Source organism: Pseudomonas sp. KH_050, assembly GCF_057838875.1.
The window spans coordinates 1,125,157-1,138,283 of the sequence record NZ_CM174478.1; the positions used below are offsets into that span (position 1 = coordinate 1,125,157).

The 13,127-nt window shown below is 57.3% G+C and carries 13 protein-coding genes and 1 pseudogene; 9 read left to right on the top strand and 5 right to left on the bottom strand.

Features of this window, described 5'->3' with window-relative positions:
* Positions 1 to 67 precede the first annotated feature (67 nt).
* The 3 genes from AC3IUA_RS05215 to cysN all read left to right on the top strand — a co-directional run bounded on the left by AC3IUA_RS05215 (position 68) and on the right by cysN (position 3,948).
* Positions 68 to 826, top strand: a complete 759-nt coding sequence (locus AC3IUA_RS05215; protein ID WP_489359440.1) for a Nif3-like dinuclear metal center hexameric protein — start codon at positions 68 to 70, stop codon at positions 824 to 826.
* Between the two features lie 296 nt (positions 827 to 1,122).
* A complete protein-coding gene (gene cysD, locus AC3IUA_RS05220) occupies positions 1,123 to 2,040 on the top strand; it encodes a sulfate adenylyltransferase subunit CysD (RefSeq protein ID WP_489359441.1) in 918 nt (305 codons plus the stop codon).
* Positions 2,041 to 2,049: 9 nt separating this feature from the next.
* Positions 2,050 to 3,948: a sulfate adenylyltransferase subunit CysN gene (cysN, locus tag AC3IUA_RS05225; RefSeq protein WP_489359442.1), complete on the top strand. Its 1,899-nt coding sequence runs from the start codon at positions 2,050 to 2,052 to the stop codon at positions 3,946 to 3,948.
* A 176-nt stretch (positions 3,949 to 4,124) separates the two neighbouring features.
* Here the strand turns inward: cysN and AC3IUA_RS05230 are convergent.
* Positions 4,125 to 4,322 (bottom strand): annotated as a pseudogene (locus AC3IUA_RS05230) (acyltransferase); the annotation flags it as partial.
* 223 nt (positions 4,323 to 4,545) lie between these two features.
* On the opposite strand from AC3IUA_RS05230, the gene AC3IUA_RS05235 reads away from it, so the two are divergent.
* Genes AC3IUA_RS05235 through AC3IUA_RS05245 form a run of 3 tightly spaced genes read left to right on the top strand, consistent with a single transcriptional unit; the run spans position 4,546 to position 5,872 of the window.
* Entirely contained in the window at positions 4,546 to 5,100 is a 555-nt protein-coding gene (locus AC3IUA_RS05235) for a hypothetical protein (protein WP_489359443.1), read from the top strand.
* On the top strand, positions 5,081 to 5,665 hold the full coding sequence (locus AC3IUA_RS05240) for a 2OG-Fe(II) oxygenase (protein WP_489359444.1): 585 nt from the start codon (positions 5,081 to 5,083) through the stop codon (positions 5,663 to 5,665). The genes AC3IUA_RS05235 and AC3IUA_RS05240 overlap by 20 nt, the downstream gene beginning before the upstream one ends.
* Positions 5,666 to 5,668: 3 nt before the next feature.
* Entirely contained in the window at positions 5,669 to 5,872 is a 204-nt protein-coding gene (locus AC3IUA_RS05245) for a hypothetical protein (protein ID WP_489359445.1), read from the top strand.
* Between the two features lie 211 nt (positions 5,873 to 6,083).
* Here AC3IUA_RS05245 and yihG read toward each other — a convergent pair whose 3' ends face one another.
* Genes yihG through AC3IUA_RS05260 form a run of 3 tightly spaced genes read right to left on the bottom strand, consistent with a single transcriptional unit; the run spans position 6,084 to position 9,489 of the window.
* Complete coding sequence (gene yihG / locus AC3IUA_RS05250; protein ID WP_489359446.1) at positions 6,084 to 6,992, bottom strand: 1-acylglycerol-3-phosphate O-acyltransferase, YihG family; 909 nt, start codon at positions 6,990 to 6,992, stop codon at positions 6,084 to 6,086.
* Positions 6,993 to 9,092, bottom strand: coding sequence for a phosphate acetyltransferase (gene pta, locus AC3IUA_RS05255; protein WP_489359447.1), 2,100 nt, complete (start codon positions 9,090 to 9,092; stop codon positions 6,993 to 6,995).
* A 58-nt stretch (positions 9,093 to 9,150) separates the two neighbouring features.
* The gene (locus AC3IUA_RS05260) at positions 9,151 to 9,489 is read right to left on the bottom strand and encodes a DUF3565 domain-containing protein (RefSeq protein WP_489359448.1); all 339 of its coding nucleotides are present in this window, start codon (positions 9,487 to 9,489) and stop codon (positions 9,151 to 9,153) included.
* On the opposite strand from AC3IUA_RS05260, the gene AC3IUA_RS05265 reads away from it, so the two are divergent.
* From AC3IUA_RS05265 to AC3IUA_RS05275, 3 genes are all read left to right on the top strand, one after another.
* Positions 9,458 to 9,943: an FKBP-type peptidyl-prolyl cis-trans isomerase gene (locus tag AC3IUA_RS05265; protein WP_150805884.1), complete on the top strand. Its 486-nt coding sequence runs from the start codon at positions 9,458 to 9,460 to the stop codon at positions 9,941 to 9,943. The genes AC3IUA_RS05260 and AC3IUA_RS05265 overlap by 32 nt on opposite strands.
* A 133-nt stretch (positions 9,944 to 10,076) precedes the next feature.
* On the top strand, positions 10,077 to 10,559 hold the full coding sequence (locus tag AC3IUA_RS05270; protein ID WP_489359449.1) for a glutathione peroxidase: 483 nt from the start codon (positions 10,077 to 10,079) through the stop codon (positions 10,557 to 10,559).
* Positions 10,560 to 10,779: 220 nt separating this feature from the next.
* Entirely contained in the window at positions 10,780 to 11,883 is a 1,104-nt protein-coding gene (locus AC3IUA_RS05275) for an NADH:flavin oxidoreductase (RefSeq protein WP_489359450.1), read from the top strand.
* Here AC3IUA_RS05275 and AC3IUA_RS05280 read toward each other — a convergent pair.
* Positions 11,852 to 13,108 carry a glycosyltransferase family 4 protein gene (locus AC3IUA_RS05280; protein ID WP_489359451.1) on the bottom strand — a complete coding sequence of 419 codons (1,257 nt, stop codon included), beginning with the start codon at positions 13,106 to 13,108 and terminating at the stop codon, positions 11,852 to 11,854. The genes AC3IUA_RS05275 and AC3IUA_RS05280 overlap by 32 nt on opposite strands.
* Positions 13,109 to 13,127: the final 19 nt, after the last annotated feature.

Consider the following 13,127-nt stretch of genomic DNA (forward strand, 5'->3'; position numbering starts at 1 on the left):
CCGCCCATAATGTCGCGCATTATAGAGGCGTGCGAGCACCTCTGAACGGGATATTTAGGAGTCTTTTATGGCCGTTGCCCTGAACACCCTGGTAGAAGAAGCAGACCGTTACCTCAGTAGTTCGCGGATTGCCGATTACTGCCCCAACGGCTTGCAGGTCGAAGGTCGGCCACAGGTCATGCGCATCGTCAGCGGCGTCACCGCCAGCCAGTCGTTGCTCGACGCGGCAGTGGAGGCCAAGGCTGATTTGGTGCTGGTGCATCATGGCTATTTCTGGAAGGGCGAGAATCCGTGCATCACCGGCATGAAGCAGCGCCGGCTGAAAACCTTGCTCAAGCATGACATCAGTTTGCTGGCATACCACCTGCCACTGGACTTGCATCCTGAGGTTGGCAACAACGTGCAGCTTGCTCGGCAGTTGGATATTACTGTCGAAGGTCCGCTGGACCCGAATGACCTCAAGGTCGTCGGCCTGGTCGGCTCGTTGTCCGAACCCATGACCGCGCGCGATTTTGCCCGGCGCGTACAGGAAGTCATGGGGCGCGAACCGCTGCTGATCGAAGGCAGCGAGATGATCCGGCGTGTCGGCTGGTGCACCGGTGGCGGCCAGGGTTATATCGATCAAGCGGTGTTGGCCGGTGTCGACCTGTACCTGAGTGGCGAAGCCTCGGAACAGACCTTCCACAGCGCCCGGGAAAACGACATCAGCTTTATCGCCGCCGGCCACCACGCCACCGAGCGCTACGGCGTGCAGGCGCTGGGAGATTATCTGGCGCGGCGCTTTGCCCTCGAGCACATCTTCATCGATTGCCCGAATCCGATTTGATTTCTGTAGGAGCTGTCGAGTGAAACGAGGCTGCGATCTTTCCAGGTCCACTTGAGTCCCAAGCGAAAGATCAAAAGATCGCAGCCTCGTTTCACTCGACAGCTCCTACGCAGCTCCTACACAGCTCCTACGCGGCTCTTACGCAGCTCTTATAAGGTGTGGGGCCCAAACACCCGGGTATATTCATATACTCTTTCGATCTAGCTGGCCTCCTCAATAGAAGCGGACGCTGTGCTAGCATGCCTCGCTCGAACACGGCCCGCTGGCCGTCCATAAGATCGTTTTCGTGAGTAGCTATGGTCGACAAACTGACGCATCTGAAACAGCTGGAGGCCGAAAGCATCCACATCATCCGCGAGGTCGCCGCCGAGTTCGATAACCCGGTGATGCTGTATTCCGTCGGTAAAGACTCCGCCGTGATGCTGCACCTTGCGCGTAAGGCGTTCTTCCCGGGCAAACTGCCGTTCCCGGTGATGCACGTCGACACCCAGTGGAAGTTCAAGGAAATGTACCGCTTCCGCGACCGCATGGTCGAAGAGCTGGGCCTGGACCTGCTGGTGCACGTCAATCCCGAGGGCATAGCTCAGGGCATTAACCCGCTGACCCACGGCAGTGCCAAGCACACCGACATCATGAAGACCGAAGGCCTCAAGCAGGCTTTGGACAAGTACGGTTTCGACGCCGCCTTCGGTGGTGCCCGTCGCGATGAAGAGAAGTCCCGTGCCAAAGAGCGCGTGTACTCCTTCCGTGACACCAAACACCGCTGGGACCCGAAGAATCAGCGTCCCGAGTTGTGGAACGTCTACAACGGCAACGTCAACAAGGGCGAATCGATCCGCGTGTTCCCTTTGTCGAACTGGACCGAGCTGGACATCTGGCAGTACATCTACCTCGAAGGGATCCCGATCGTACCCTTGTACTTCGCCGCCGAGCGCGATGTCATCGAGATGAACGGCACCTGGATCATGATCGACGACGAGCGTCTGCTCAATCACCTGAGCGATGAAGACAAGGCGCGTATCGTCAAGAAGAAAGTCCGCTTCCGCACACTGGGCGACTACCCGTTGACCGGTGCGGTCGAGTCCGAGGCTACCAGCCTGACCGACATCATTCAGGAAATGCTCCTGACGCGAACTTCCGAACGCCAGGGCCGGGTCATCGATCATGATGGCGCAGGCTCGATGGAAGAAAAGAAACGTCAGGGTTATTTCTAAGGGGTTGTCATGTCGCACGCATCTGATTTGATCAGCGAGGACATCCTCGCCTATCTGGGCCAGCACGAACGCAAGGAAATGCTGCGCTTTCTTACCTGTGGCAACGTCGACGACGGCAAGAGCACGCTGATCGGGCGCCTGCTGCACGACTCCAAGATGATCTACGAAGACCATCTGGAAGCCATTACCCGCGACTCGAAAAAAGTCGGCACCACAGGCGATGATATCGACCTGGCGTTGCTCGTCGACGGCCTGCAGGCCGAGCGCGAGCAGGGCATCACCATTGATGTCGCCTACCGCTATTTCTCCACCGCCAAGCGCAAATTCATCATTGCCGATACCCCTGGCCATGAGCAGTACACCCGCAACATGGCTACCGGCGCATCGACCTGCGACCTGGCGATCATTCTGGTGGATGCCCGCTACGGCGTGCAGACCCAGACCCGTCGTCACAGCTTTATTGCCTCGCTGCTGGGGATCAAGCACATCGTCGTCGCCATCAACAAGATGGACCTCAATGGCTTTGATGAAAAAGTCTTCGAGTCGATCAAGGCCGATTACCTGAAGTTCGCCGAAGGCATTGCGTTCAAGCCGAGCACCATGGCGTTCGTTCCAATGTCGGCACTCAAAGGCGACAACGTAGTGAACAAGAGCGACAGTTCGCCTTGGTACACCGGTCAGTCGCTGATGGAGATTCTCGAAACCGTCGAGATCGCCAACGACCGCAACTACACCGATTTGCGCTTCCCGGTGCAGTACGTCAACCGTCCGAACCTGAACTTCCGTGGCTTCGCCGGTACCCTGGCCAGCGGCATCGTGCACAAGGGCGATGAAGTCGTGGTGCTGCCGTCGGGCAAGAGCAGCCGGGTCAAATCCATCGTCACCTTTGACGGGGAGCTGGAACACGCAGGTCCTGGTCAGGCGGTGACGCTGACCATGGAAGACGAGATCGATATCTCCCGTGGCGACTTGCTGGTGCATGCCGACAACGTGCCGCAAGTAACCGACGCTTTCGACGCCATGTTGGTGTGGATGGCTGAAGAACCGATGCTGCCGGGCAAGAAATACGACATCAAGCGCGCTACCACCTACGTGCCGGGTTCGATCACCAGCATCGTCAATCGCGTCGATGTGAACACCCTGGCCGAAGGTCCTGCCAGTTCGTTGCAGCTGAACGAGATCGGTCGGGTCAAGATCAGCCTCGATGCGGCCATCGCGCTGGACGGTTACGACAGCAACCGCACCACCGGTTCGTTCATCGTCATCGACCGTTTGACCAATGGCACTGTCGCAGCGGGCATGATCATCGCCCGGCCTGTGGCTCACGACAGCGTCACTCACCATGGCAAGCTGGCGCATGTAGCGGTCGAAGAACGCGCCCAGCGCTTCGGCCAGCAACCGGCCACCGTGTTGTTCAGCGGCTTGTCCGGCGCGGGTAAAAGCACCCTGGCCTATGCAGTTGAACGCAAGCTGTTCGACATGGGGCGTGCGGTATTTGTGCTCGATGGCCAGAACCTGCGTCACGACCTGAACAAAGGTCTGCCACAGGACCGCGCCGGTCGTACCGAGAACTGGCGTCGTGCGGCACATGTTGCCCGCCAGTTCAACGAAGCCGGTCTGCTGACCCTGGCTGCATTCGTTGCGCCGAGTGCCGAAGGTCGTGAGCAGGCCAGGGACCTGATCGGCAAGGAGCGTCTGCTGACGGTCTACGTCCAGGCCTCGCCGACAATCTGTGCCGAGCGCGATCCGCAAGGCCTGTATGCGGCGGCCGGGGATAATATCCCTGGCGACTCTTTCCCGTACGACGTGCCACTGGACGCCGACCTTGTGGTCGACACCCAGTCGCTGTCGCTGGAAGAGAGTGTCAAGCAAGTGCTGGAACTGCTGCGTAACCGCGGCGCGATCTAAGCGTTAGCTGCACTGTAAAAAGCCCGCCGTTGAGTGATCAACGGCGGGTTTTTTTGTGTCCTTTTAATCGTCGAGATCGCAGCCTGCGGCAGCTCCCACATTGTCCGTATGCAACCGCGATTGATCGGGTGTGCACCTTCCTCGTAGGAGCTGCCGCAGGCTGCGATCTTTTGATCTTAGGCTCGATACTCCCGATGCATCTGCGTCAGCAGCGCATCCTTGTCTTCCCACAGTTGGTTGATCCAGCCCTGAAACTGCAGTCGGTATTCGCCGTCCTGGTCGTAGTTCTTGCCGATGAACTGCGGCGGAATTCTCAGCTCCTGAAAATGCACCAGCACGCCCGCGATGTTCCCATTGAGCAAATCCCAATACCCGGACGTCCGGCAACCCATCCGCAAATTCTGACATGCGTATGAACTGCCAGCATCATTAGCGCTATCGGATTTGGACTACAAGAATATCGGAAATGGGTAGGTTTTATTAATCTGGAAATTGGATAGTGTTGTTTTTAGGGTGAGTGAGCTCGATTCTAAGTTGTATATAAGGCGTGTGCGCGTGCATTAGAGCTGCTTGTGTCGGCGTTCGGGGAGTTGTGGTGTGCAATATAAAATATTCGATATTCCTGAGGAGTATGTACCGAGTGTTTTTGAAATTATTTTTCTAATAATTATTTTGATATATTTTTTTGTTGTTTCCTCGTATCACTTTGGCAAGATGGTGGAAATTCCTTCGGTTCCAAAAAAAGTAGTTTTGGAAAGCGCTTTTATATATAGGGATATTTCGAGAGTTTCAAAAACTACGTCGAATGTATATCTCAGGGTTGGACCAGACGATGAAGCGTATGATCATGTTATCGAAGCTTCTACTCGTGAGGTCCAGCACTTGGATTTGAGTAAGTCGCGAAAGCTGTGGGTTGCTGTAGAGCCGGATCGGAGTAAGCGATTTGTTTGGGGGGTGTATGATAATGAGCTAGGGTTGTTAATAAGTCGTCAAGATATTCAGCAGTGGGTGCGATACAACAATTTTGTAAATTATTTTGTAATTATTACATGGGGTTTTCTGTCTCTGTATTTGCTATTTGTGCTTTTAAAACATGGTGTTTGGAATAGATTTTTAGCGAAAAGGATAGCGCGTGAAAATCGAGCAGATTGATAATGAAGTATTTATAATCGACGAATTCTTAACTCAAAGTGAAGAGGAAAGCATAAACGTTCAGCTTAAAGGTGCGGTCTGGAGATACAACTGGCCAAATTATGAGGAGCTCCCCTTCGTTAAACCATGTTGGCATGTGTTTGTTGCTGGTAAAGGTCGTCCTGATCGACAGTCTTGTGTCGAAGAACTGAACAGCAACGATTCATGGCGTTTCCTGATCGGGTTTTGGGAAAGGTTGTCAACATTACATGACTTCAATATTACGTTACTGGGCGTTTATGCAAATGGGCAGACGTTCGGTCAAGACACGATCATTCATAGGGATAACAAAACGCATCCAGGGTTGACAGTGATCGTTTTCTGTAATGAGCATTGGCCCACGTCCTGGGGAGGGGAGCTTGTTTTCTATGATGATAAGAAAGAAAACATCATCAAGTCTGTGCTGCCTAAATCACGGCGGGTGGTGATTTTCGATGGGCGAATTCCACATGCTGCGAGATCGCCTTCTGTGAAGTGTGACCAGGTAAGAATGACGCTTGCGTTTAAAACTGTTATCAAGGAGTAAATTATGGCAGGGAAAGCCGTAATATTTGTAGGTGTTGTTAATGATGGTGTAACTGTTGGCTCGGGCGCGACGGCAGTATCAGATCAGTTTTTGGTCAATGGGGCCGGAATGGTATTGTTGAATCAAACGGCGCAAACAGGCGCTGTGGTTGCGAATGTGACCTCCGTAACAAAACTGGCAGGGCCTTATGTCCATCGGTCCACTTGATTTCGGTGACGGAAGTGGTGGCTCTGACAACAATGGTGATGAATATGGTTGCTGTACAGGAGGAAGTGACGGTTATGTTTAGCGGCTCGCATCTATAAATGGCCTGGTTTTTTTGAGCTCCTGAAATCGCTATCGCTGGCAAGCCAGCTCCATGGGAAATGCCATCCCCTGTAGGAACTGGCTTGCCAGCGAAGAGGCCAGTACTGACCATTCAAGACTTCGCCGGATACTCCCGATGCATCTGCGCAAGCAGCGCATCCTTATCTTCCCACAACTGATTGATCCACCCCTGAAACTGCAAGCGATACTCGCCATCCTGGTCGTAATTCTTGCCAATGAACTGCGGCGGAATATTCAGTTCCTGAAAATGCACCACCACATCCTTGACATTCCCGCACAGCAAATCCCAATAACCCGGGCGTCCGGCCGGGTAATGAATGGTGACGTTGACGATCGACTCCAACTGTTCGCCCATAGCATCCAGCACAAACGCGATACCACCGGCCTTGGGTTTAAGCAGGTAACGGAATGGAGAGCTCTGCTGTGCGTGCTTGCCCTTGGTGAAGCGCGTGCCTTCGACGAAGTTGAAAATCCCCACCGGGTTATTGCGGAACTTGTCGCAAGTCTTGCGGGTGGTTTCCAGGTCTTTGCCTTTCTTCTCGGGGTGCTTCTCCAGATAGGCTTTGGAGTAACGCTTCATGAACGGAAAGCCGAGCGCCCACCACGCCAGACCAATCACGGGGACCCAGATCAGTTCCTGTTTGAGGAAAAATTTCAGCGGGCGGATGCGCCGGTTCAGCACGTACTGCAACACCATGATGTCGACCCAGCTCTGGTGGTTGCTGGTGATCAGGTAAGAGTGCTGATAGTCCAGGCCGTCGAGCCCGCTGAGCTTCCAGCGTGTGTGCCCGAGCAAATCCATCCAGGCCTTGTTGTTGCTGATCCACGCTTCATGGATGTGGCTCATCAGCCAGTCGGTGACGCGTTGGGCAGCCGGGAAGGGCAACAGCAGTTTGAAGATCGCCACCACGAACAGCGGCGTGCAGCAGAGGATAGTGTTCAGCGCCAACAGCAGTGCGGCGATCACGCCGCGTACAGGTGCAGGTAGAGAATCCAGCATTTAAACATCCATAGGTCGGTTGGCGGCTTGAATCGCGGTCAGGGCGATGGTGTAGACGATGTCGTCGACTTGTGCGCCGCGCGGCAGGTCGTTCACCGGCTTGCGCAGGCCTTGCAGCATCGGCCCGAGGCTGACGCAATCGGCGCTGCGCTGCACGGCCTTGTGGGTGGTGTTGCCGGTGTTCAGGTCGGGGAACACGAACACCGTGGCACGGCCGGCGACCTGGCTGTTCGGCGCCAGTTGCCGGGCGACCGATTCGTTGGCCGCTGCGTCGTATTGCAACGGGCCGTCGATCAGCAGTAAGTTTTGTGCTTCATGGGCCAGCAGGGTGGCTTCGCGGACCTTTTCGACTTCTTCGCCGCTGGCCGATTCGCCGCTGGAATAGCTGATCATCGCCACCCGAGGGGTGATGCCGAACGCCGCCGCCGAATCTGCACTTTGCAGGGCGATCTCGGCCAGTTCAGTGGCGCTTGGATGCGGGTTCATCACGCAGTCGCCATAGACCAGCACCTGCTCCGGGAACAGCATGAAAAACACCGACGAGACCAAGGTGCAGCCCGGTGCGGTCTTTATCAGCTGCAGGGCCGGGCGGATGGTGTTGGCGGTGGAGTGAATGACTCCCGAGACCAGGCCATCCACTTCATCCAGCGCCAGCATCATGGTGCCGATCACCACAGTGTCTTCCAGTTGCTGTTCGGCCATCGGCGCGTTGAGGCTTTTGGTTTTGCGCAGGGCGACCATCGGCTCGACATAACGCTGACGAATCAGGTCCGGATCGAGAATCTCCAGACCTTCCGGCAGCTCGATGCCTTGGGCGCGGGCCACCGCTTGCACATCGTCGGGCTTGGCCAGCAATACGCAACGGGCAATGCCGCGGGCCTGACAGATGGCGGCGGCCTGCACGGTCAGTGGGTCGCTGCCTTCCGGCAAGACAATGCGCTTGTTGGCGGCCTGGGCGCGCTGGATCAGTTGGTAACGGAACACCGCCGGAGTCAGGCGCATTTCCCGTGGTGTGCCGCAGCGTTGATGCAGCCATTTCGCATCCAGATGGCCAGCGACGAAATCGGTGATGATTTCCGCGCGTTCACGGTCATCGATCGGGATTTCCTTGTTCAGCCCGTTCAACTGGTTGGCGGTGTCGTAGGAGCCAGTGCTCACCGACAGCACCGGTAGGCCGGCCTGCAAGGCGCCCCGGCACAGATCCATTATCTGTGGGTCGGGCAGGGTATCGCTGGTCAGCAACAGGCCGGCCAGCGGCACGCCGTTTATGGCTGCGAGGCTGACGGCGAGGATGATGTCGTCGCGATCCCCTGGGGTAACCACCAGTACGCCGGGCTTGAGCAGCTCGACCGTGTTGCGCATGGTCCGGGCACAGATGATGATTTTGCTCATGCGCCGGGTTTCGTAGTCACCGGGGTTGAGCACCTGGGCGCCAAGCAGGTCGGCCACATCACGGGTGCGCGGGGCGTTCAGTTCCGGCCGGAAGGGGATGCAGCCGAGCAGCCGGAAGTCGCCACTGCGCAGCAAAGGCGAGTGTTCTTTCAGGCGCGCGGCGAAGGCCTCCATGCTTTCATCGGTGCGGACCTTGTTCAGGATCACGCCGAGGACTTTCGGGTCTTTCGGTCCACCGAACAACTGGGCTTGCAACTCGACCCGCCCTGACAGCTCGGTGAGTACTTCGTTTTCCGGCGCGGACACCAGGATCACCTCGGCATCCAGGCTTTTCGCCAGGTGCAGGTTGACCCGCGCGGCATAGCTGGCGCTACGGGTCGGGACCATGCCTTCGACAATCAGCACGTCTTTGCCGATGGCCGCTTCCTGGTACAGGGTAATGATTTCTTCCAGCAACTCGTCCAGCTGGCCATCGCCGAGCATTCGTTCGACATGGGCCAGGCCCAGCGGTTTTGGTGGTTTCAGGCCATGGGTGCGGGCCACCAGTTCAGTCGACCGCTCAGGTCCCAGGTCGCCCGGGTGGGGCTGGGCAATGGGTTTGAAAAAGCCGACTTTAAGCCCGGCCCGTTCAAGGGTACGCACCAGCCCGAGGCTGATGGAGGTCAGACCCACACCAAAATCGGTGGGCGCGATAAAAAAAGTCTGCATGCGAGATTCTCGGAATGTGCGCAAGGGTGATCGCCTATGCCTGGCCATCTACCGGATATCAATCGCTAAGGTTATCGCTATCCGGGCCTTGAGCACACCAACCGCAGGCAAAGGGCTGACCTATTTTTTCCTGACGTCGCACAGGATCCATCACCCAGCCCCGGGATTGCCACGGTGGCTGGTGGCGCAGGTGCTGGGTGTGGCCGCAGGACAGCTCGACAACCCAGTGCCGATCTTCATCTTGACGAAAGCCAATGATCGTCGAGCCTTTCGAAGCGACCCGTTTGTCCGGGTTCTGTTCGCTTTCGGGCGTTTGCTTCGCTAAACTTGAACATTCTTTATTCTTTTGCAAAAGGTCTCGCCCCATGCTGATCGCCGCCAATAAGGCTGTCTCCATCGACTATACCCTGACCAACGACGCTGGTGAGGTCATCGACAGCTCCGCCGGCGGCGCGCCGCTGGTCTACCTGCAAGGCGCAGGTAACATCATTCCGGGCCTGGAGAAGGCTCTGGAAGGCAAAAAGGTCGGTGACGAACTGACTGTTGCCGTAGAACCTGAAGATGCCTACGGCGAATACTCAGCCGAACTGGTCAGCACCCTGAGCCGCAGCATGTTCGAAGGCGTCGACGAACTGGAAGTGGGCATGCAGTTCCACGCCTCCGCTCCGGACGGCCAAATGCAGATCGTCACCATCCGTGACCTGGACGGCGACGAGGTTACCGTCGACGGCAACCACCCGTTGGCTGGCCAGCATTTGAATTTCCAGGTCAAAATCGTTGATATCCGCGATGCCAGCCAGGAAGAAATCGCTCATGGTCACGTCCATGGCGAAGGTGGTCACCACCACTGATTTTCTGCGCTAAGCTCAGAATTCTGGAGAGGCGCCCGTGGGCGCCTTTTTAGTCCGCGGCTGTTCCTGACTGCAATGCGCTGCACTGTCGAGTAGCTATTTCGAGAAGAACACGGGAAATTTGGAGTTCGTCATGAGTGCTTTTCACGACCTAACATTGAAAGCTCTGGATGGCCAGGACCTACCTCTCGCGCCGTTGAAGGGGAAAGTCGTGCTGGTGGTCAACGTCGCCTCCAAGTGTGGCTTGACTCCACAATACAAAGAGCTTGAAGCGCTTTATCAACGCTACAAGGATCAAGGTTTCAGTGTGCTGGGCTTGCCGTGCAATCAATTTGCCGGACAGGAACCAGGCTCCGAAGCAGAGATCAAAGAGTTTTGCAGCCTCAACTACAACGTGACGTTTCCCTTGAGCAGCAAGCTCGAGGTCAACGGGCAAGATCGTCACTCCTTGTATCGCCTGTTGGCGGGCGAGGGTGCGGAGTTCCCGGGTGAAATCACCTGGAACTTCGAGAAATTCCTGCTGGGTAAGGACGGACGTGTGCTGGCGCGTTTCTCGCCACGGACCACTCCCGATGATCCTGCAGTTGTTCAGGCCATCGAAAAAGCGCTGGGCTGAAACGCAGACAGCAAAGATCAAAAGATCAAAAGATCAAAAGATCAAAAGATCGCAGCCTTCGGCAGCTCCTACACGCGCTGCGATCTTTTGTTTCTCCTGCATCCCCGCCTTCTACCCCTCAATCACCGAAATCAATAGTGCTTCTCAAGTCGTGCGGCTCTCAATATTATCGCCGTCATAAAACTTCCGTCCCGTCGATACTGTTTTCGTGGAGCGCCCCATGCCCGTCAAAGCCCTGTTCAAACCGTTCAATCTTGGCAACCTCGAACTGCCGAGCCGCGTCGTCATGGCGCCGATGACCCGGTCTTTCTCCCCGGGCGGCGTGCCGAACCCGAAAGTCATCGAGTACTACCGTCGTCGGGCCGCCGCTGGCGTGGGTCTGATCATCACCGAAGGCACTACCGTCGATCACAAGGCTTCCAATGGCTACCCGAACGTTCCGCATTTCTACGGTGAAACGGCATTGGCTGGCTGGAAGAAAGTCGTCGATGCAGTGCACGCTGAAGGCGGCAAGATTGTTCCGCAGCTGTGGCACGTGGGTAGCGTTCGGCGTATCGGCACCGAGCCGGATGCCAGCGTGCCAGGCTATGGTCCTTCGGAAAAGCTCAAGGACGGCCAGGTCGTCGTGCATGGCATGACTCAACTAGACATAAAGGACGTCATCGACGCGTTCGCCCAGGCCGCCAAAGACGCTCAGAGCATCGGCATGGACGGTGTGGAGATTCACGGTGCCCACGGCTATCTGGTGGATCAGTTCTTCTGGGAGGGCAGCAACCAGCGCACCGACGAATATGGCGGCAGCCTGGCCAATCGTTCACGTTTCGCCATCGAGCTGATTCAGGCCGTACGCGCCGCGGTCGGCCCGGGATTCCCGATCATTTTCCGCTTCTCCCAATGGAAGCAGCAGAACTACACGGCTCGTCTGGTGCAAACCCCGGAAGCCTTGGGTGAGTTCCTCCAACCGTTGTCCGACGCCGGTGTGGATATTTTCCACTGCTCGACGCGACGTTTCTGGGAGCCAGAGTTCGACGGTTCCGAGCTGAACCTGGCCGGCTGGACCCGCAAGCTGACCGGCAAGCCGACCATCACCGTGGGCAGCGTTGGCCTGGACGGTGAATTCCTGCAGTTCATGGTCAACACCGACAAGGTCGCCCAGCCGGCGAGCCTGGGGAAACTGCTGGAGCGTCTGAACAACGAAGAATTCGACCTGGTTGCCGTCGGCCGCGCGCTGCTGGTCGACCCGGACTGGGCGCTGAAAGTGCGTGAAGGCCGTGAGCAGGACATCCTGCCGTTCAGCCGTGAGGCGTTGATGAGCCTGGTTTAAGCGGCGTCTGGACAGCCCCTGTGGCAAGGGGGCTTGCCCCAATGCCACGGACCACCGGCTCTTCCTGACAAGCCCCACGCAATTGGCTTTCCAACTGCTCAATCACCGCCGCCCAACCTTGTCGGCTGGCATGTTGGCGGGCATTGAGGCGTACCCGCCGCAAGGTTTCGTGCTCCTCCAGCAACCAGCACGCCACATCGCAGAACGCATCCTCGTCGCCGGGCATGGCCAGCACGCCGCTGTAACCATGTCGAATGTGTTGCCCCGCCGCCGCCTGATCGTATGCCACCACCCCCAGGCCAGAAGCCAGCGCCTCAAGCACCACGTTGCCGAAGGTTTCGGTCAGGCTTGGGAACAGAAACAGATCCCCAGACGCATAGTGGCTTGCCAGTGCTTCCCCGCGTTGTGTGCCGCAAAAAATCCCGTCCGGCAGTTCCTGCTCCAGCGCTGCGCGTTGCGGACCATCACCGACCACCACCAATTTCATCCGCCGCTGTGGATAAGCAGCCTGCAAGGCGTCGAAACTGCGCTTGAGCAACCCGAGGTTCTTCTCCGGTGCGAGGCGTCCTACGTGGATGACGGCAATATCGTTATCCTCCAGGCCCCAGGATTCACGCAGCGCATTCAGACGTTTGGCCGGGTGAAACAGCTGGCTGTCGACGCCACGGGAGAGCAGCGCCAGGCGTTCGAAGCTCCTGCGCTCCAGCTCCATGCGCTGGCTGGCGCTGGGCACCAGGGTCAATTGCGAACGGTTGTGAAACCAGCGCAGATAGTGCGTCAGCAGCCGGGTCAGCAGGCTCAGGCCGTACTGGCTGGTGTACTGCTGAAAGTTGGTGTGGAAGCCACTGACCACCGAGATGCCCAGGCGTCGAGCAGCCCGGAGTGCCGCCAGGCCCATCGGTCCTTCGGTGGCGATGTACAGCACATCCGGCCGCTGGCGCTTCCAGCGCCGCAGCAACTTGTGCATCGAGCAAACCCCCCATTGCAAGCCGGGATAGCCGGGCAGCGGCCAGCCGCGACAGAGCAGCAGTTGTTCGTCACCTGGCGGGCCCTGGTCATGGTGCTGACGTGGCCGGATCAGTTCGACCTGATGCCCGCGCGCGCGCAAGCCGTCGTAAAAGCGCCCAAGAGTATTGGCCACGCCATTGATTTCCGGAGGGAAGGTTTCGGTGATCAGAGAGATACGCAGAGCTGTCGTCATGACCTCAGTGTCGGCTGAGGCCATGTCGTCATTGTGTCAGCAC